Here is an 18,677-nt window from a genome sequence, read left to right as displayed (position 1 = left end):
GCGGCAGACAGAGAATGCGATTCCTAGAGGCGATTTTGGCGTTATGGCGGAGCCGTGCCGGTGGCGACGGTGCATCTATGCGCGCGCCGGCTGCTATATCGGATGCTACCCCGCACTCCCCGCTGCCGCCTCCCTTCGATGCACTTCACATTGCTGACGAACCGCCGTTGCGTGGCGTTGATGCACCCAAGTGGGGCCGCATCCGTCAATTGATCGCCCAAACTATTCGGCGTCTGTCGTGGAAATGGCGTGTTCTCATAGGTCTTCCGCTTGCCGGTCTAGCAGTCGGTGTGCCCGTTTTTGCATTCTTAATGGTCTACTACACCGTCTCCTTCCCGCATCCTTTGGTGATGCGCGCCAAGGAGCGCGCGCCCGTCATCCGTATCCTCGCGAGAGATGGTTCGGTGCTGGCGGAGCGTGGGGCGGCGCACGACTACATGCCCGTCGATCTGCTGCCCAAGCACGTCGTCGGCGCTGTGGTTGCCATCGAAGACCGCCGCTTCTTCGATCATTATGGCGTCGATCCATGGGGCTTTGCGCGCGCTGTCATGGCCAATCTACGCGCAGGCCGTCTCGCGCAAGGTGGTTCAACCCTGACCCAACAGCTTGCCAAGAACCTGTTTCTCTCGCCGGAACGGACTTTCTCGCGCAAGTTGGAGGAGCTGGCGCTGTCTTTCTGGCTTGAGCTGCGCCTGTCGAAGGCTGAAATTTTGGAATTATATCTCAACCGCGTTTACTTCGGGGCCGGAGCCTATGGCATCGAGGCGGCAAGCCAACGCTATTTCGATAAGTCTGCGCGCGCACTCTCTGTGAGCGAAGCAGCGTTGATTGCGGGCCTGCTGAAAGCCCCATCGAAGTATTCGCCGTTCACGAGCCCGGATCTGGCGCGCGCGCGCGCGCGCGTCGTCGTTGAAAAAATGGCTGAGACAGGCGTTATCACGGCGCAGCAAGCGCGTATGGCACTTGCTGAACGGGTCGCCTTCGCCAACCCGCAGGCGGCCTCCGCTCCCGATGGTCTCGAATATGCGATCGATTTCGTTCTCGAGCGGCTGCCGCCTCTTATTGGTGGCGGCCACGGCGAAGTGATCGTGGAAACGACGCTGGATTCAGGCTTGCAGAAGAAGGCCGGCGAAGTCGTCGAAAGGGCACTGGCGCGACAAGGCGGCCGGCTTGGCGCCTCGCAGGCGGCATTGGTGTTACTCGATTCCGAAGGCGCCATCCGCGCCATGATAGGCGGGCGCAGCTATGCTGAAAGTCAGTTCAATCGCGCCGTAAAGGCGCGTCGTCAGCCAGGGTCGGCGTTCAAGCCGGTGGTGTATCTGGCGGCATTGGAGCGTGGCATGTTGCCCGAGACGTCCGTTTACGATTTGCCATTGAACATCGATGGTTGGTCACCCCGGAATGACAACGGTGCTTATGCGGGAAAGACCACGCTGCGGCAGGCGTTGGCCCAATCCATCAACACGGTAGCTGTGCAACTCAATCAGACTGTCGGCACCACGCGCACAATCGGTGTGGCGCGGCGTCTGGGGATCACGTCAGATCTACGAGAGGATCCCTCGATTGCGCTGGGCACATCGGAGGTTTCGCTTTTGGAGCTTACCGGCGCCTATGCGGTGTTCTCCAATGGCGGCGCGTCGGTGGAGCCCTATGCCATCCGCCGCGTGCGCTTAAGTTCGGGTCGCGTGGTCTTTGCGCGTGCTGGAATGAATATACGGCAGGTCGCCGATCCGGCTCTCGTGGGGGAGCTGAATTCGATGCTCAACAGCGCGATGATGAGCGGGACGGGACGGCGTGCGGCGATCCCCTGGCATCCCGCTGGCGGCAAGACTGGCACCACACAAGACTTTCGCGATGCTTGGTTCGTCGGCTTCACCGCGCATCTCACAGCAGGAGTGTGGGTCGGTAACGACAATGGCGCGCCTATGAAGCACGCGGTTGGCGGAGGTCTCCCGGCGGAGATCTGGCACGAACTCATGATGACGGCACATGCGGGAAAAGCACCGCTCGCGCTTCCCGGTACAGTGTCCGCCACACGTCCGCCGGCTGCGTTGGTTTCCTCAACGGATGCGGTGGAGGCCCCGTCAGATGCTGCCACGCCGCCGCAGCCTCAGCAGACCGCTCCACCCGCACCTGTCCCAGCTAAGCGGCAGCATAAGCCGCTGGATCGTCAAGCTGCTGACTTCGGAACGGACCCGAACCAGTCCCGGCACCCGGAAGAAGGGATTGCGGACGATTTCATTACCCGTGCGCTAGCAGGTACCGAGGAAAATTCTGGCGAAGTCGTCGCCGACGCAACTAAAACTCCTCTTCCGGCGCCAGATCGGCCCAGAGGGATGATGTCTCTCGGTGGATGGTGGTGATTCGAAAGGATCGGTTCCGATGGCCCATCGCTTCCCGAATCGGGCGCAGCTTCAGGCCTCGTCGAAGGCCGAGACGCCATAGCGATGCAAATCAAGTCCATAGACCTGTAGCCAACGCTTGGCGCTTTCGTAGTCGGGCAATGTCTTGCGGACCAGGGCCCAGAAGCGGGGGCCGTGATTCATTTCGGCCAGATGCGCCACCTCGTGGGCGGCCACGTAATCGAGAATCGCGGGCGGCGCCAGTAACAGTCGCCATGAGAAAGATAGAACACGTGTTGTGGAACATGAGCCCCAGCGACTCGCCTGGTCGCGCACGGCAATACGTTTGGGCTGCACGTTAAGCCGCTTGGCATGGAAGGTAACGCGGCCGTCCAGATCGCGTTTGGCCTCATCGACAAGCCAGTTACGCAACCGTTGCGGTGCGCTGTCGAGACTGCCTGGAACACTGATCTCTCGGCGATTGTTTTGGCCGGGTTGCACGCTGACGAGACGTGTGCGCGTCGCGCCGGTAAAGACGATGTCGTGGGGTTCGCCGCGCAGCGGCATCGCCATGCCGTGGGCAAAAGGCACAGGATCGGGGAGGCTGTCGAGACGCTCACGGACCCAATCGATGTGACGCGAAAGGAAAGAGCCGGCTTCGTCAAGATCGCATTGCAGAGGCAGGGTGACGATAACGGCGCGCTGCGTACGGCTCACACGTAAGGTCAATCGGCGCGCGCCGGGATGGCGGCGAACTTCGACTCGCGCGCCCACATCCTCGATCCCGCCAGATCGCTTCCGCAACGAAACCGATCCATTGGACTTCGCCATCTGCAGTGCCCCCAAAATAGGAAGTGCCGAACCTCATGCGCCAGAGAACTCTTGGCGCTGCCGTGCCGCGTTTCGATCGCGATCTGAATTGTTCGAAGCTCAGGACTACAACGCATCAACTAGCAAGCTTACGCGCGTGTCTCCAAGCAAGAATGTAGCGTGACGTTCGCGTGTGGTGCAACTGTGGCGTTGCGGACGCACGAATTGTTTCAGTTGCGTGATGATGCGCAGTGATTCTCACAGCGCTTTGTCGAGTGTGGAAACGACCTGATCGACATCGTTTGTGTGAGGCACATGGGTGACGAATTCGCCGTCCTTGCCCATCAGATAGATGATCGCAGCATGATCGATGGTGTATTCGCCCGGCGTCTTGTCGTCCGGAACGATTTGATAATAGACCCGATAAGCCTTGGCCGCGCTTTCTACTTCTTCTTTGCTTCCCGTAAGGCCAACGAACTTAGCATCGAAACTGCTCAGATATTCGCCGAGCTTTTGAGGCGTGTCGCGCTGGGGATCCAGCGTTATGAAAACCGGAACGATGTCCTTGGCTTTATCACCCAATTTGCCCAGTGCGGCCGAAATCACCTGGAGAGCGGAAGGGCAAATGTCGGGACAATGTGTAAAACCAAAAAAGACCAGCATGTATTTGCCACGGAAGTCCTTGTCTGTGACCCGTTTGCCAGTCTGATCGATTAGCGTGAAGGAACCACCGACCAGAGCCTTGCCGGTTTCGACGCTTCCCTGCGGCAGTGTTGTCGAAGACGGTGCCAGGAGGAGAACGGCGGCGAGACCACCGATGATCAATCCAGCAATAGCCAACAGCGGACCGCGACTGGTCATTGTCAAAACACTCCCTGGTTTGTGAGGTGCGCGTCGCCTTCAGTAGTAGATCTTGCGCGCTTGTTATGACCCCGGCATATGGTCAAAAAACAGTTGTTTGGCAGTCTCTTGAGACAGAAGTCCTGCCGCTTCTGCCGAACGTGGGGGATTGGCTGCATGGGTGCAAGCTGTGCTAGTGTCCCACCCTGCCGAGCTCCGAAATCGGATCCCTTCTTACGGGTTGTGTCGTTCGAGTCAAAAGAGAAAAAGAACAGTGGAACTGCGACAGGACGACCAGATTCTAAGAGACATCGCAAGCGAGCGCGAAAGCCAGCTCCGGCTGCAGACGAGCGTGCGTCTGCGCTGGATCGCAATCCTCGGACAGCTGGCTGCGGTTGCGATCGTAACGGGGTTCTACGGATTTGCCATGCCGGTGGGTATCTGCCTTGTTCTCATCGCTCTTTCGGCGTGGCTCAATGTTTACTTGTCTATCCGCTTTCCGGCGCGTTATCGCATCGGAACCCGGTTCGCCACGGCGCTGTTAGCTTACGACACACTCCAACTCGGAGCGCTGCTCTACCTCACGGGCGGCATTCAAAATCCGTTTGCTCCGCTGATCGTCGCACCCGTGACGGTATCGGCTGCGACCCAGCCGCGCCGCTCCACGATTTTGCTTGGGGTAATTACCCTCGCAACCGTGACATTTCTCGTCACCCAATACTATCCGCTACCCTGGATCGAAGGTTTCCGCTTCGAGCTGCCGCGCGACTACAAGATCGGCCTCTTGGCGGCAATCGCATCATCCATGATCTTCACGGCCGTTTACGTCTGGCGGATAAGCAAAGAAGCACGGATGATGTCTGCTGCGCTCACCGCAACCGATATGGTGCTGGCCAGCGAGCAGCGTCTGCACGCGCTCGATGGTCTTGCCGCGGCCGCCGCGCACGAACTTGGTACCCCATTGTCCACGATCGTTCTGGTTTCCAAGGAACTCGAACGGGAGCTTGGCCCGGACAGCCGCTACGGGGAGGATCTGACGCTTTTGCGCTCGCAGGCGCAGCGTTGTCGCGAGATTCTCCAAAAACTGACCAAGAAGCCCGACGAGCAGGATCCAATGCACGCCAGCGTGACCGTGCGTGAAATTATCGACGAGAGCGTCGAATCTCATAAGGTTTCCAGCAAGCGTATCGTGGTTAGCGCGCATCCGATCTTGGGAGCGGAGGGTGATGGCCGGCTCGAGCCGGTCGGCGAGCGCAAGCCGGGTGTCATATACGGACTTGGCAACATCATCGAGAACGCTATCGACTTCGCCGCATCCGAGGTCGAGGTCTCGGCGCGTTGGAGCGCGGAAGACGTTTCGGTGACCATCGCGGACGATGGCCCTGGCTTCTCGCCGGACCTGATGGACAGCATCGGTGAGCCCTATGTTTCCACACGTCGGCTGCACGAAAAGCGTGAAAAAGAACATTCCGGGCTGGGGTTGGGATTTTTTATTGCCAAAACCTTGCTGGAACGGTCTGGCGCCAGCGTTAATTTTTCCAACCGTCCGGCACCGCAGCACGGTGCTGTCATCGTAGTAACCTGGCCGCGCAAGGCCTTCGAGCGGCGCAATATTTTCCTGCGAACCATGTAGGCGCGCGAACGAAATTTTGAGCCAGGCCTTGTTTTGCGCCGCAATCTATAGCGGCGCGCGCGCAAAAGTCGGTAGTCCTTAACTATTTTCCGTCTTTGACCCTATTGCGCTAGGTGTGTTGACGTAGGACAAAGGCGCTTCATCGGAGCAAACAACAAAAATGGCCCGCGGAGGCTCAACGTGACGACCGAAGATCTTTCATTCCGCCAGGACGAGTTGCCAGAAGACAGATCGCTATTGATCGTCGATGACGACCGCGCATTTTTGCAGCGCCTCGCGCGAGCCATGGAGACTCGCGGGTTTGAGGTCCGTAGCGGCTTCTCGGTCGCCGAGGGAATTGACCTGATCCGACAGAAGGCGCCGGCCTTTGCCGTCGTTGATATGCGCCTGGAAGACGGGAACGGTCTGGATGTGCTCGCCGAGCTGGCGCGCGCGCGGCCGGATGCGCGGGCTATCGTTCTGACGGGTTATGGCAACATAGCGACGGCGGTCAGCGCGGTGAAGCTCGGCGCGGTCGACTATCTCGCCAAACCTGCCGACGCCGACGATGTGACCGACGCTTTGCTTGCACCGGCCGATTCCAAAGCGCCCCCGCCAGAAAACCCCATGTCCGCGGATCGGGTGCGTTGGGAACACATTCAGCGCGTCTATGAGTTGTGCAACCGCAACGTCTCTGAGACGGCGCGCCGTCTCAACATGCATCGGCGAACCCTCCAGCGTATTTTGGCAAAGCGAGCGCCCAAGTAGGCTAGCCTTCTCGCGTAACTCCGCTCTTTGCCTCCCGAGGCTGATTGCCTACGGGCCATGTTTCACGTGGACTGGGACAACGCTGGAATCGGCTGTTCGGTCGCGTTCAACAATCTCGCGGCGGCAACTCGGGCAAATGCCAGGGTAACAGCCTTGCGGCGCGCCGGGCCCATACGAGCTTCAGGCGCGTCCCGAACAATCTCTCCGTCATAGCGGTCGGCCAGGATCAGACCTGTGTCAGGCGGGAGTATCTCGTTTGGAAATTCTGGCGCCACGGCAAAGAAGAGCCGGTCGCAATAGTCGCGGTACTCGGGCCATTTGAAGTCTGAGCGAAAGTCCGCAATGCTCGATTTGATTTCAACAATCCAGCAGTCTCCTTTGGGACCAAGCGCCATCACATCTGCCCGTCTGCCGTTCGCGAGCACGACTTCAGACAAGCTTTCATAGCCATATGCTCTCAATAGCCTCTGAACACCGCGCAGGATCTCTTGGGCTGCCGGCGGCAACTTGGCCTCGATCTCGATTTCTGTTCGCGAAGCGACTTGTTGCGGAGGCTTGGTCATGGTGCCGCCATTATGGCCGTGAGATGTTTGCGCTCAAGCTGGATTTGGCCACCTGCGGGGGCGGCCGTCGTATGAAGCTCAGCAACAAGCTGCAGATGACGGGGCAATAGACTGTGAAATTTTTCTGGCGCGCCAAGAGAGACGACGCGCAAAGCGCGGCGTTATTGAAGACGCAGAGCGACGCAGCCGATGAGGGGGCGTCGGAGACGACCGAATCGACACAAGAGGCTGGTTCAAAAGGCGACATGGCCAACAGCCAAGCGCCTGCCGCCAACGAGAACTCCGAAGTCGACGCGAAGCAAGACGCTGAGAAGCAGGATGCCTCGCGAAATGACAGCGACAGCGCTGGAACGGCGCACGAAAGTAATGTGGTCGCGCTTCAGCCATCGCGTCTGACCGAGCGGATCGCCGCGGCTGCGGTGAAAACGGTAACAACGCTAACTCCAAGCGAGCCTGTCGCCAGTGTTCCGCAACGCGCGCCCTCGCCAATGCCCACCGTCGCCAACGATGCGGACATCATCACGCCGCGCGCGGCCGGGCCGCTACCGGGACAGGAAGCCGCCTATGACCTGCTCGACCGTCTACTTGCCAATCCTCGGGCCGCTGGTTCCATCCTCGTGCTCGGCCCGATGGGCTCGGGCCGTCGGCGGGCAATCGAAACGCAACTTGAACGGCATCGCGATGTGATGCCTCGGCCTCACGACTGGCTGTATGTCGTCTCTGCGGCGGAGGGCGGGCGGTTGCGGTCGTTTGCGATGCCGCATGGGCAAGGCAAGTTGCTGGCGCGCGAGGCGAAAGCGGCCATTTCCAAAGCTAGAGCAAATCACGAACGTCTCGTCGCGAGTGACGAGTTCCGACTTGGGCTGGAGATCATTGACGAAGAGTTCCGCCACAAGTCAGGTAAGACGTTAGAGACATTGAAGCGCCGCGCCGAGGAGCAGAATATCGCTCTGGTGAAGACGCCGGATGGCTTCGTTCTGGCGCCGATGCATGAAGGCAAGGTTGTGCGCAACGACGTATTTCGCGCGCTGCCTGAAAAACTCCAACGTGACGTGGAAGCCAAGATCGCCGATCTGGAAGGCGAACTGAAAGCCTTTATCGAGGCCATTCCCGACGATGACACTCACCACGCCGAGCGCATTGCATCGTTCAACCGCGATGCCGCCGCCCGCGCGGTGAAGCCCCACTTGGAGCCCGTGCGACTTGCCTTCAACGATTGTTCGGATTTCGTCGACGAGTTGCAGGCTTCACTCATTGCAGCAACCGCAGCAGCGCAACGAAGTGCGGAGGGAGTTGGTTCACGCACCCTTCCGGCGGCGCTGGCATCTGTTCAGGTGTTCAACGTGCAGACGGCGGCAGATTTTTCGCAGCCTGCTCCGGTTGTCTTGGCGCAGGATGTGACACCGGCCGGTTTACTGGGAGAAATCGGTGTCGATGCCGCTGGGCAGTTGGTGTTGGCTCCGGGCGCCCTTGCACGCGCCAATGGCGGCTATCTTGTCCTTGAGGCTTGGCGGCTTGTTGCCGATCCATCCGCTTGGTGCGTGCTCAGCCGTGTACTCGCAGAAGGCGCCATGCGTCCGCTCGTGCGCGGCGGGCTCATGCTTGAAGTAGACGCTCTGCCGTTCTCCGGCCGCCTCATCGTGGTGGCGGACGAGGCGTCCCACAACAAACTCCTTGCCCTCGATCCAGGAGCGCGCCGGCATTTTCCGCACGTCGTCCGCTTCCGCGCGAGTCTGCCGCGCTCGGCTTTCGATGTGGCAGACTATGCTGCCTTCGCCGCCCGGGTCGCCCAACAATCGGGCCTGCGCTCGATTGCGTCCAACGCCGCAGAAGCACTTTATCGTTCGGCTCTGGCCGATAGTGGCGACAACGATCAGCTGAAACTCGACACGCACGCGCTCGTCAATCTTCTTCATGATGCGGATGTGGAAGCGGCGGCATCTGGCGCCTCTCACATTCGGGCACACGACATCGAGACTGCGGCAAAGCGGGCCGGGGAGGCGCGCCTGACATGATGGCCCACGTTGCGGAAGCTTCCGAAGCCAGCGGCCGGGTGCTGTTCGTGATCGAGCCGGGCAGCGGCGACATTTCAATACCGGCTCAGGTCACAAGCCGGTTTGCCTCCGCCTTCAATGCCGAGATCGAAACCGTCATCGTCAACACCGACGCCTTGGATCGTGCCTGCTCGTTGCCGGTGGCGGCTTGGTGCCCCGCGCGTCCAAACTCCGCTGCTAACGAGGCACCTTCGATCGCCGAATATGTCCTTTTGCAGATGCGACAGCTGCGCGCCATCGAACGGGCCGCGCGCCGCCAAGGCGTTCCGGTTTATCACACCGCGGTCACAGGCGAGGTAATCGACCAGCTCGACGGACTTTGCTTGAGCCGAGGACCGTGGAACGTTGTTGTGCTGTCGCGCCCGGCCTGTGAAGCGTCGGGACACGCAGCCAGCACGATTTTCGCCAATGTGAGTGGCGCGACCGGGGTCGTGGCTGCGCCCAAGCGGATCGCGCACGATGCGGGCCCGATCGCCATCGTCGTTGAGGATGCAGAGCGCCTGCCCGCAATGCTGCGAGCCGCGAGCCGCCTCAAGGGACTTTGCGGCAGGGTCCATGTTCTTGTTGCCGCCGACCGCCGCAAGGACATGGAAGAGCTGGAAGCGCATATTCGACTGACGACTGCAAACCATCGCGGGCTTGTGGTGGAAACGGCCTCTCCTGTCATGGGCGTCGCAGGGGCCTTGGATGAAGCGTTGCGCGGGTTGAAAACGAGCTTCATCGTGGCACGCCTCGGTGGCACCTTGCTTCCGAATGCGCGCGCCCTGGCTCGCACAGTCGCTCTCGCGCAAGCCCCGGTTCTCCTTGTCCGTTAGGGCAGGGCCCTTGTAGTCTGTGGACCCACTAGGTCAGCTGGAGAAGAACTCAGGACCGGTTCCGATAATCTTCGGATCGATCTCGCCAACCGCCTTTGGATCCTTACCCTCGTAGTCGAGAGCCGAAAGCACGACGCGGATCGTCTCCAATCGTGCGCGGCGCTGATCGTTGGCGCGCACGACTGTCCATGGCGCGATGGCGGTGTGCGTGAAGCGAAACATATCGACTTGCGCCGCAGTGTAATCATCGTACCGCGTGAGCGCGGCAAGGTCGATGTCGGACAGCTTCCAGCGCTTCAAGGGATTATGGCGGCGCTCGTGGAAGCGCTTGAACTGCATCTCGCGCCCTACTGCCAGAAAGAACTTGAACAGCTTGATCCCGTTACGAACCAGAAGCCCTTCGAATTCGGGCGCTTCACGCAGAAATGCCGCGATTTGATCGGGGGTGGCGAAACCCATGACCCGCTCGACGCCTGCCCGATTGTACCAGGAGCGGTCGAACAGGACCATTTCACCTGCCGTTGGCAGATGCACCGCGTAGCGTTGGAAGTAGAGCTGGCCGCGCTCCGTCTCTGTCGGCTTGGTCAAAGCAACGGCGCGTGTGTTGCGTGGATTGAGGTGCTCGACGAACGCGCCGATGCAGCTTCCTTTGCCCGCTCCGTCTCGGCCCTCATACAGGCTGAGGATGTGGCCGCCGGTCTTCAGGTTGTGCGCTTGCAGTTTGACGAGTTCGATCTGTAGCAGTTCGAGTTTCTGCTCGAATTCCTCCCTCTTCATCCGCTTGTCGTAGGGATAGCCCCCCGATCCCAACGCGGCGTCATCGAGCAGCTTCGGGAATTCTGGATCGTTGAGATCAAAACCGTTTGGCAGGCCAGGATAGGCAATGACGGCATTTTTGACTGGCTGGTCGAGAACTGCCGGCATAGCGCCGGATGAAGCGGACTTTTCGTCCTTGCCGTTGTCTTTGTCCTTGGACTTGTCCTTGCCGTTCTTTCCCATTCCAGTCTCCTGGCCCAACGATTATTGGTTATGTCGGTCCAGGCTAGCATCGCATGACCTGGCGGCGCCATGGTTTCCGGGCCCGCCGCAGCTCTGCCGATGGTCAAGTCGAGCGAGACTTGGGGTCAGCTCAAAATAAGAAAGCCGGCGGCCCCCCAGCCACCGGCTCTCTCCCCCGTCGAACAGACATGCGTGGCACGTCTGTCGCCCTCAAACGGTGTTCAGGCCGTTTCCTTGGCTGGAACCGTTGCCGTGGTGATCTGTGCGGGTGCTTCCACATCGCCACGCTCGCGGCGGCGAGGAACGGCCGGCTGGAACGCGCGGCGCGCATGAAATTCGCAGTATGGCAGGCCGGCGACTTTGTTCTTGCCGCAGAAGTGGAACTCCTGCGTTTGCGGATCGCCGATCGGCCAGCGGCAGCTGCACTCGGTCAGTGTCTGAATTGTCTTGCGCTCCGCCATCGGGATGACGAGCTCCTCGACGACCGGCAGCGCCGGCTCGGCATCGGCCGGGTAAAGTGCGCGGACGGCGGGATTGCCGATCTGGGCAAAGCGCGGCTTCGTGGCGGCGCGCTTGGCGTTTGCCATGCGCGAGCGCGGTCGGACTGTTTTCATGCGTGATGTCGTGGCGCGCCCTGACAGACCCAGGCGATGGACCTTTCCGATCACGGCGTTGCGGGTAACCGATCCCAGTCGCCCAGCAATCTGGCTTGCGCTCAAACCTTCGCCCCAGAGCTTCTTCAACAGCTCCACGCGTTCATCCGTCCAAGACATAATCGTGTTCGCTCCTTATCGAGCCGCGCGTGCGGAAAACACCCCCCGGTGCCCGCTTGATCGGCCACGAACGAACCCGCTGATGCGCATAACGACTGCGCGGTCGAGGGCACGAACCCGGCCGTGGTGGTGAACGCAAAAACTCGATGGAGACGCAGCTACAACATGCCCTTGAGGTACGCTGGCAACCTGACAAGGTCGCCGGGGCATGGTGGGCCAACCTATTTACGCTGAAGAGAGCAGCCAACTGGCCGCCACATCTCGTGGCCCAACGAGGAGAACTTACAACATCATGAATTAGGCCTACAAGCCGAGCGTGCTGCTCAACACGGGCATTGACATGCGCCAGTTGCGGATGCGCCACATAATCGATTCGCCGCCGCCCAATAAACCCGGCGCGTTCCGAGGGGGCCGCCAAGTTTTCAACGGGGAAACCAAGATTGCGTCATGGCTTCACTTGCGCTGAGGCAGTGGAGCCGATCTCGCGCATTTCATTGACACGACGGCGCTGCTTTCGTATCAAAATGCCGCATGGGCCGCCAGGATTGGCGGCTTTTTGATTTTGAGCAGGTGGGAAGAGAAGCGGTTATGTCTGGGTCCGAGGCGACGCGCCAGAGCGCGGCCACAGTCTCGAAAGACGGCAGGTCGAACAACGCCGTGATGGGCACTTATGCTCGTCAAGACGTGGTTTTCACGCGCGGAGAAGGCCCTTGGCTTTTTACCGCCGAGGGCGATCAATACCTGGATTTCGGCTCTGGCGTCGCCGTCAACGCTTTGGGACATGCTCACCCTCGCTTGGTTGAGGCGCTGACTGCACAGGCTGCCAAGCTCTGGCACACATCCAATCTTTATCGTGTTGAGGGGCAAGAGGCGCTTGCCGACAAGCTGACACGTCTCACGTTCGCCGAGCAGGTCTTCTTCTGCAATTCCGGCGCGGAGGCGTGCGAAGGCGCCATCAAGGTCGCGCGACGCTATCATTACGTGTCCGGCAATCCGGAGCGCTGGCGCATCATTACGTTCCAGGGCGCCTTTCATGGCCGCACGCTGGCAACGCTCGCAGCCGGTGGCAACGAGAAGTATCTTGAAGGCTTTGGCCACAAGGCGGACGGCTTCGATCAAGTGCCTTTCGGCGATCTGGAGGCCGTGAAAGCCGCGATTGGTCCCGAAACCGCTGCGGTATTAGTCGAGCCGATCCAGGGCGAAGGTGGCGTGCGCTCCATGAGCGAGCAAGATCTCAAGGCGCTGAGAGAGATTTGCGACGATAACGGCCTGCTGCTTGTTCTCGACGAAGTTCAGACGGGCGTCGGGCGTACCGGCAAGCTGTTTGCGCACGAATGGGCGGGCGTGACGCCCGATGTTATGGCGGTTGCCAAGGGGCTCGGCGGCGGCTTCCCGGTCGGCGCGGTTCTCGCAATGGCAGAAGCCGCCAAAGGCATGACGCCCGGCACCCACGGATCGACATTCGGCGGCAATCCGCTGGCGATGGCGGTGGCAGGCACGGTGATCGACATCGTTGCGGAACCTGATTTCCTCTCCAACGTGCAGGAGACGGCTCTGCGGCTCAAGCAGAAGCTTGCGGCCATCCGCGATCAGTTTCCGGCACTGATCGAGGAGGTGCGTGGCAGCGGTCTGCTGACCGGCCTGAGACTTAATGCCAGCGTGACACCTGCGGAAGTCGTCAAGGCTGCCAATGCGCAAAAGCTGCTTCTCGTGGGAGCGGGTGACAATACGGTGCGCGTGCTGCCGCCGCTCAATGTCACGCACGAGGATTTGACTGAAGGTGTCGAGCGCCTGTCGCGCGCCTTTAGCCAGCTAGAAACCCAACGAAACTCTTAAGTGTCGGAACCGCCCGCAAAACGGGCGTAAGAAAGCCATGGCCGTTCAAAAAAGCCCACGTCATTTTCTCGATATTTCAGCACTCGACAGCAAGACCCTGCGCCGCATCGTGGACAACGCGCATGCGATGAAGAAAGCGGGCAAACGTGTTCCCGCCGCGCTGCGCCCCAAGGGGATCGAGAACCTCGTTTTGGTGATGATCTTCGAGAAGCCGTCGACGCGCACGCGGGTATCTTTCGATATCGCCATGCGTCAGCTTGGAGGCGGTGCGCTGTCGCTCAATCATACTGATCTGCAGCTTGGTCGCGGGGAGAGCGTGGCCGATACGGCCCGCGTGCTGTCGCGCTATGCGGACGGCATCATGATCCGCGCGAACACGCACGATACGTTGCTGGAGCTTGCTCGCTACGCGACCATTCCGGTTGTCAACGGCCTGACGGACAAGAGTCACCCCTGTCAGGTGATGGCCGACGTCATGACCTTCGAGGAGCACCTGGGATCCATCAAGGGCCGCACCGTGGCCTGGATCGGCGACGGCAACAACGTGGCCGTCTCGTGGATGCATGCTGCTGCCCGGTTCGGCTTCTCGCTGCGTCTGGCCTGCCCCGATCAGTTGAAGCCCGAGGACGAGGCCCTTGAGTGGGCGAAAGCGCAGAAGGCTGACATCTCGTTGTCGAACGATCCGGAGAAGGCGGTCAAAGGCGCCGATTGCGTTGTCACTGATACTTGGGTCTCCATGGGCCAGTCGGATGCCGCCAAGCGCAAGAAGACGCTGGCGCCGTTCGCAGTCGACGCCAAACTGATGGGCAAGGCAGCCAAGGGCGCCATCTTCATGCATTGCCTTCCGGCCTATCGTGGCCTGGAGGTGAGCGAAAGCGTGCTTGAAGGTCCGCAGTCCGTCGTTTGGGACGAGGCGGAGAATCGCCTTCATGCGCAGAAGGCCATTCTCGCGTGGTGTCTGGGCGCGTAGCCGCGAATAGGCAGGACAGACACCAATGTTTACTAAGCGAACTCGCGCTTAGTCGCGATTAAGCACGTCTGGATTTTTCGTGGCCGTCGGGTCTTGTGATTCCTTCGGCTTGCCAGAAACGTCGTATTCGGTCTGGGAGCGCGCGCCTGCGACTTGATCGCCGGTCAACACGCATGTGTTGGCGGTGTCGAGCAGAGTGAAGGCCGGATTGGGACGATCGACGAATTCGGCGCGCGAGACCTTGTTGTCGTGGTTGGTGTCGAAATAGTCGAGATTGGCGGTTACGAACATGCGGTCAACGGCAACGATGCTGGCCCATTCAGTCGTATCCACTTCGCCATCGCCGTTGGCGTCCGCGCGGTCGAACAGTTCGTTGGCATAGGCTTTCCACTCGTCGCAGGTGACTTGGTTGTCACGATTGCGGTCCCAGCTTCCAGCCGCCATCAGGAATACGCGATCGGTATCTGAAATCGATTTGCTGGAGCTGAATGGATTGATCGATCCGACGCTCGGCAGCTTGGCGCCTGAACATCCGCCTGCTGCCATCGGCAAAGCGACTGCCGCAGCAAGCGCGATCATACGTTTGTCGAGCAAAACCATGAGCGAAATTCCCTGCAGGCCTGGATTGGCCGCATTAGTGTGTCGATTCTTGTCCCTCTAGCCGGAAATTGCCGCGCGGTCGTGGCAAAGGGCTAACCCAGTTGGGGAGATTGTAAACACCTGCAACTGTGTCGCAACAGTGTCACATCTTGTGGAGGTCTTGCGCAGACCATATCCGTCCTTTTGTAGGTGTTTGGTATTGGGTTGTCAGGTTACGTCAGCTTCAAGCGGAATGGCATGATTAACGTCCTCGTTTTGTGCACCGCCAACTCGGCGCGATCGATTCTGGCCGAAGCAATTTTGAACAAGTTGGGCAAGGGCAGGTTTCGCGCCTTCTCTGCGGGAAGCCATCCCAGGGGCACGCCAAATCGGTTGGCCCTGGAGCTGCTGAAGGCCAAAGGCCATCCTACCGGCGCGTTGCGCTCCAAGTCTTGGCAGGTTTTCGCAGAACCGGGCGCCCCGCGCATGCATATCGTCATTACGGTTTGCGATGCGGCGGCAGCCGAGACTTGCCCTGTGTGGGAGGGCGCTCCGGTCAGCGTGCATTGGGGCATTGCAGATCCCGCAGGAGTGGCAGGCGGTCTCCCCGCCGAGCGCGACGCTTTCCGAAGGGCTTACGCGCGACTTGAAGAGTGCATTCGAGAGATGGTCGCGCTTCCCGTCGAGAAGATGGATCGAGATGCGCTGCAAGAAGCATTGGAGCGCATTGGCGAACACGGAACGAACGCCTGAAACCTCAGCGCTCCGCCCAGTCGGCTAGACGCGACATGAAAGCCATACACTTCTCTATTTCGCTTTCCAGGATCCATTCGTCAGCCGTATGCGCCTGCGCGATGTCGCCGGGCCCGCACACAATCGATGGCGCGCCGCCGTCCTGGAACAGACCTGCTTCGGTGGCGTACGAGACAGCGTGGGTGGTATTCTGGCCGGTCAGTTGTAGCGCAAGCGACGTCGCCTCAGAGCCTTCGCTGGCAGCGTAAGGCGGCACCGTATTGACGCGCGTGATGGTGATGTCCGCTTCCGGCGCGACAGCCTTCATCTCAGGCAAGCATTGCGTTCCGACGAACGTGCGCAACCGTCGCTCGATAGCATCGACGTCGACTCCAGCCAGAGCCCGAACTTCAAAGCCGAAGCGGCAGAAGATTGGAATGATGTTGCTCGCAGTGCCACCTTCGAGCTTGGTGACCTGCAACGTCGCATAGGGCGGATCGAACCGCTCGTTGCGCGAGGTGATCTTGAGTTCCGCCTCCATGCGCTCAAGCTCCGAGATCATGCGGGCGGCATAGGTGATCGCGTTGACGCCGAGATGCGCCATGCTCGAATGCGCTGCTCTGCCGGTGACTTCGACTTGCCAGCGCACAGGGCCTTTGTGGGCATCAACGACCAACATATTGGTCGGTTCGCCCACGATGACCAGTCGCGGTGTCTGCAGCGTCTTGCCGAATTCGGCGATCATCGGACGCACGCCCAGACATCCGACCTCCTCGTCGTAGGAAAACGCGAGATGGATTGGCACCTTGAGCCTGCGCGCTTTGAAGTCGGGCACCGAGGCGAGCATGCATGCGAGGTACCCCTTCATGTCGCACGCGCCACGGCCATAGATCTTGTGATCTTCCTGACGCAAGACGAACGGGTCGCTGGTCCAGGTTTGGCCGTCTACCGGCACGACGTCGGTATGTCCCGACAGCGCGACGCCTGCGACATGATCCGGTCCTATCGTGGCAAACAGGCAGGCCTTGTGCTTCTCGTCGCCGACGATGCGATGACTGCGCACGCCATGCTGAAGCAGATAGTCCTCAATGAAGGCGATAATTTCGAGGTTGCTCTTGTGACTCGTCGTATCGAAGGCCACGAGGCGGGCAAGCAATTCGATCGCAGTGTAAGATGGTCCCGCCATCAGGCCTCTTTAATCCGTGCTGTTTGCAAGGTTTCTGGCAGCCGCTAATTCATGCTGCGCTGGGTGTATGGACTATCGAGAGAGAATGCCGGGATGGCAACATCGAACAATTTGCCATCCTCGTCCTCCATCTGATAGCTGCCCACCATGATGCCCTGCGGCGTCTTGAGGGGGCAGCCTGAGGTATAAGAAAACGTGCCGCCCGGCGGGATGACCGGCGTCTGCCCGACAACACCCGCCCCGCGCACTTCCTCGGTGCGGCCCCACGCATCGGTGATGCGCCAGGCGCGTGTCTTTAGCTGCACGGTTTCGCTGCTGTCGTTGGAGATTTCCACCTCATACGACCAGACAAAATGACCCTCGTCGGGCGAGGATTGCTCTTCCATGTATTGCGGCTCGACACGAATTCGGATGCCGCGGGTAATGGCCTCGTACATGTGCTCGCCCGTAATGATGGCCGCAGCCTTCTTTCTAGATTTCCGTCGTGACAATTTTAGGTTCGCTTCCAAGCAGGTTCAAGATCGGCCGGTAACCGCAGCGGCTGCGGCAGTCAGGTCGCTTGCGAGGTCTTCATAGGTTTCAAGCCCAACCGAAAGGCGGATCATGCCGTCGGTAATCCCCAGTTCCTTGCGCGCCTCCGCCCCAATTCGCTGGTGGGTGGTGGTCGCCGGATGGGTCACGAGGCTCTTGGCGTCGCCCAAGTTGTTGGAGATGCAAATGAGGCGCAGGGCATTGAGGCAACGGAATGCGCCTTCCTTGCCGCCTTCGACCTCAAACGCGATCATCTGACCGCCGCCGGGCATCTGTTTGGCGGCCAGATCCGCCTGAGGATGGTCGGCCCGCCCGGGATAGAGCACGCGCGTGACGCCGTTCGTTTGAGCGAGGAGATCGGCGAGTTTCGCGGCGGTGGCGCATTGGGCCCTCACACGCAGCGGCAAGGTCTCCAGTCCCTTGAGCATGACCCAGGCGTTGAAGGGGCTCAGCGAAGGCCCGGTCTGGCGGACCCAGTCCTGTAAATACTTGGTCAGGAAGTCGTTGCTGCACAACACCGCGCCGCCAAGGCAGCGGCCCTGGCCGTCGATGTGCTTGGTGGCGGAATAGACGACGATGTCGGCGCCATGCTTGAGCGGTCGTTGCAGCAAGGGAGTTGCGAACACGTTATCGACGACCGTCAGGATGTCGTGCTTCTTGGCGAGTGCGCAAACGGCCGCGATGTCCACAAGCTCCAGTGTCGGATTGGAGGGCGTCTCGAAGAAGAACATCTTGGTGTTAGGTTTCACCGCTGCCTTCCACGCATCGAGATCGCGGCCGTCAACAAGCGTGCAGGTAATGCCGAAGCGCGGGCACAACGTCTCCACGATGTAGCGGCACGAGCCGAACAAAGCGCGCGCCGAAACGATGTGGTCGCCGGTCTTGAGGTAGGAGAGGATGCCAGCCGTCACCGCAGCCATGCCGGTTGCCGTCGCACGGCAAGCTTCAGCGCCCTCGAATAGACGCAGCCGTTCCTCGAACATCGCGACTGTGGGGTTGCCGAACCGCGAGTATTGGAAGCCAGGATCTTCATTCTTGAAACGCGCCTCGGCCTGTTCGGCACAGGTGTAGACAAACCCTTGTGTGAGGAACATTCCTTCCGACGTTTCACCCCATTGGGAACGCAGGGTCCCGCCGTGAACCAGCTCGGTTTCGGGCTGCCAGCGCGGCTTGCTGTCTGAAGCGTTTGTCATCGGAACGAGGCGTCCTTGAGCGCAATAAAAAACCGGCTCCACATCTGGCTCCGGCCGATAGGCCGGGCGCGGGA

17 protein-coding genes are annotated in these 18,677 nt (G+C 60.3%); 8 read left to right on the top strand and 9 right to left on the bottom strand.

The genetic code is table 11. The annotated features are described in order from the left end of the window. The first annotated feature begins 14 nt into the window (after positions 1–14). Positions 15–2,363, top strand: coding sequence for a PBP1A family penicillin-binding protein (locus R3D51_02820; GenBank protein ID MEZ5898405.1), 2,349 nt, complete (start codon positions 15–17; stop codon positions 2,361–2,363). A gap of 51 nt (positions 2,364–2,414) precedes the next feature. Here the strand turns inward: R3D51_02820 and R3D51_02815 are convergent, their stop codons facing one another. Continuing rightward, on the bottom strand, positions 2,415–3,173 hold the full coding sequence (locus R3D51_02815; GenBank protein MEZ5898404.1) for a SprT family zinc-dependent metalloprotease: 759 nt from the start codon (positions 3,171–3,173) through the stop codon (positions 2,415–2,417). 237 nt (positions 3,174–3,410) lie between these two features. Then, the gene (locus R3D51_02810) at positions 3,411–4,013 is read right to left on the bottom strand and encodes an SCO family protein (GenBank protein MEZ5898403.1); all 603 of its coding nucleotides are present in this window, start codon (positions 4,011–4,013) and stop codon (positions 3,411–3,413) included. Between the two features lie 253 nt (positions 4,014–4,266). On the opposite strand from R3D51_02810, the gene R3D51_02805 reads away from it, so the two are divergent. Together R3D51_02805 and R3D51_02800 are read left to right on the top strand one after the other, a co-directional pair. After that, positions 4,267–5,625, top strand: coding sequence for an ActS/PrrB/RegB family redox-sensitive histidine kinase (locus R3D51_02805; protein ID MEZ5898402.1), 1,359 nt, complete (start codon positions 4,267–4,269; stop codon positions 5,623–5,625). A 180-nt stretch (positions 5,626–5,805) separates the two neighbouring features. Further along, entirely contained in the window at positions 5,806–6,372 is a 567-nt protein-coding gene (locus tag R3D51_02800; protein MEZ5898401.1) for an ActR/PrrA/RegA family redox response regulator transcription factor, read from the top strand. Between the two features lie 62 nt (positions 6,373–6,434). Here the strand turns inward: R3D51_02800 and R3D51_02795 are convergent, their stop codons facing one another. After that, positions 6,435–6,935: an MmcB family DNA repair protein gene (locus R3D51_02795; protein MEZ5898400.1), complete on the bottom strand. Its 501-nt coding sequence runs from the start codon at positions 6,933–6,935 to the stop codon at positions 6,435–6,437. Between the two features lie 113 nt (positions 6,936–7,048). Between R3D51_02795 and R3D51_02790 the strand changes: the two genes are divergently transcribed. After that, positions 7,049–8,950 (top strand): AAA family ATPase, encoded by a 1,902-nt coding sequence (locus R3D51_02790; protein MEZ5898399.1) that lies wholly within the window; start codon positions 7,049–7,051, stop codon positions 8,948–8,950. Then, a complete protein-coding gene (locus R3D51_02785) occupies positions 8,947–9,804 on the top strand; it encodes a hypothetical protein (GenBank protein MEZ5898398.1) in 858 nt (285 codons plus the stop codon). Before R3D51_02790 ends, R3D51_02785 begins: the two co-directional genes overlap by 4 nt. Positions 9,805–9,837: 33 nt before the next feature. Here R3D51_02785 and ppk2 read toward each other — a convergent pair whose 3' ends face one another. Both ppk2 and R3D51_02775 read right to left on the bottom strand, forming a co-directional pair. Next, entirely contained in the window at positions 9,838–10,803 is a 966-nt protein-coding gene (gene ppk2 / locus R3D51_02780; GenBank protein MEZ5898397.1) for a polyphosphate kinase 2, read from the bottom strand. Between the two features lie 221 nt (positions 10,804–11,024). After that, on the bottom strand, positions 11,025–11,576 hold the full coding sequence (locus R3D51_02775) for a GcrA family cell cycle regulator (protein ID MEZ5898396.1): 552 nt from the start codon (positions 11,574–11,576) through the stop codon (positions 11,025–11,027). 660 nt (positions 11,577–12,236) lie between these two features. On the opposite strand from R3D51_02775, the gene R3D51_02770 reads away from it, so the two are divergent. Together R3D51_02770 and argF are read left to right on the top strand one after the other, a co-directional pair. Further along, positions 12,237–13,412, top strand: a complete 1,176-nt coding sequence (locus R3D51_02770) for an aspartate aminotransferase family protein (protein MEZ5898395.1) — start codon at positions 12,237–12,239, stop codon at positions 13,410–13,412. Positions 13,413–13,449: 37 nt separating this feature from the next. Continuing rightward, positions 13,450–14,382, top strand: a complete 933-nt coding sequence (argF, locus tag R3D51_02765; GenBank protein MEZ5898394.1) for an ornithine carbamoyltransferase — start codon at positions 13,450–13,452, stop codon at positions 14,380–14,382. A gap of 48 nt (positions 14,383–14,430) precedes the next feature. Here the strand turns inward: argF and R3D51_02760 are convergent, their stop codons facing one another. Then, positions 14,431–14,982 (bottom strand): histidine kinase, encoded by a 552-nt coding sequence (locus R3D51_02760; GenBank protein ID MEZ5898393.1) that lies wholly within the window; start codon positions 14,980–14,982, stop codon positions 14,431–14,433. A 237-nt stretch (positions 14,983–15,219) separates the two neighbouring features. Between R3D51_02760 and R3D51_02755 the strand changes: the two genes are divergently transcribed. Beyond that, positions 15,220–15,714: an arsenate reductase ArsC gene (locus R3D51_02755; GenBank protein MEZ5898392.1), complete on the top strand. Its 495-nt coding sequence runs from the start codon at positions 15,220–15,222 to the stop codon at positions 15,712–15,714. Positions 15,715–15,718: 4 nt separating this feature from the next. Here R3D51_02755 and argE read toward each other — a convergent pair whose 3' ends face one another. From argE to metZ, 3 genes are all read right to left on the bottom strand, one after another. Continuing rightward, the gene (gene argE / locus R3D51_02750) at positions 15,719–16,879 is read right to left on the bottom strand and encodes an acetylornithine deacetylase (GenBank protein MEZ5898391.1); all 1,161 of its coding nucleotides are present in this window, start codon (positions 16,877–16,879) and stop codon (positions 15,719–15,721) included. Between the two features lie 44 nt (positions 16,880–16,923). After that, a complete protein-coding gene (apaG, locus tag R3D51_02745) occupies positions 16,924–17,316 on the bottom strand; it encodes a Co2+/Mg2+ efflux protein ApaG (GenBank protein ID MEZ5898390.1) in 393 nt (130 codons plus the stop codon). Between the two features lie 78 nt (positions 17,317–17,394). After that, the gene (metZ, locus tag R3D51_02740) at positions 17,395–18,603 is read right to left on the bottom strand and encodes an O-succinylhomoserine sulfhydrylase (protein MEZ5898389.1); all 1,209 of its coding nucleotides are present in this window, start codon (positions 18,601–18,603) and stop codon (positions 17,395–17,397) included. Positions 18,604–18,677 lie beyond the last annotated feature (74 nt).

The organism is Hyphomicrobiaceae bacterium (genome assembly GCA_041397645.1).
Lineage (GTDB): Bacteria > Pseudomonadota > Alphaproteobacteria > Rhizobiales > Hyphomicrobiaceae > Hyphomicrobium_B.
This window is presented reverse-complemented; position numbering and strand designations above follow the sequence as displayed.

Bases quoted from the DNA above. Each gene is read 5' to 3' on its own strand.
- R3D51_02820 (MEZ5898405.1), top strand. From the start codon at position 15: ATGCGATTCCTAGAGGCGATTTTGGCGTTATGGCGGAGCCGTGCCGGT.
- R3D51_02815 (MEZ5898404.1), bottom strand. From the start codon at position 3,173: ATGGCGAAGTCCAATGGATCGGTTTCGTTGCGGAAGCGATCTGGCGGG.
- R3D51_02810 (MEZ5898403.1), bottom strand. From the start codon at position 4,013: ATGACCAGTCGCGGTCCGCTGTTGGCTATTGCTGGATTGATCATCGGT.
- R3D51_02795 (MEZ5898400.1), bottom strand. From the start codon at position 6,935: ATGACCAAGCCTCCGCAACAAGTCGCTTCGCGAACAGAAATCGAGATC.
- R3D51_02785 (MEZ5898398.1), top strand. From the start codon at position 8,947: ATGATGGCCCACGTTGCGGAAGCTTCCGAAGCCAGCGGCCGGGTGCTG.
- ppk2 (MEZ5898397.1), bottom strand. From the start codon at position 10,803: ATGGGAAAGAACGGCAAGGACAAGTCCAAGGACAAAGACAACGGCAAG.
- R3D51_02775 (MEZ5898396.1), bottom strand. From the start codon at position 11,576: ATGTCTTGGACGGATGAACGCGTGGAGCTGTTGAAGAAGCTCTGGGGC.
- R3D51_02770 (MEZ5898395.1), top strand. From the start codon at position 12,237: ATGGGCACTTATGCTCGTCAAGACGTGGTTTTCACGCGCGGAGAAGGC.
- argF (MEZ5898394.1), top strand. From the start codon at position 13,450: ATGGCCGTTCAAAAAAGCCCACGTCATTTTCTCGATATTTCAGCACTC.
- R3D51_02760 (MEZ5898393.1), bottom strand. From the start codon at position 14,982: ATGGTTTTGCTCGACAAACGTATGATCGCGCTTGCTGCGGCAGTCGCT.
- R3D51_02755 (MEZ5898392.1), top strand. From the start codon at position 15,220: ATGATTAACGTCCTCGTTTTGTGCACCGCCAACTCGGCGCGATCGATT.
- argE (MEZ5898391.1), bottom strand. From the start codon at position 16,879: ATGGCGGGACCATCTTACACTGCGATCGAATTGCTTGCCCGCCTCGTG.
- apaG (MEZ5898390.1), bottom strand. From the start codon at position 17,316: ATGTACGAGGCCATTACCCGCGGCATCCGAATTCGTGTCGAGCCGCAA.
- metZ (MEZ5898389.1), bottom strand. From the start codon at position 18,603: ATGACAAACGCTTCAGACAGCAAGCCGCGCTGGCAGCCCGAAACCGAG.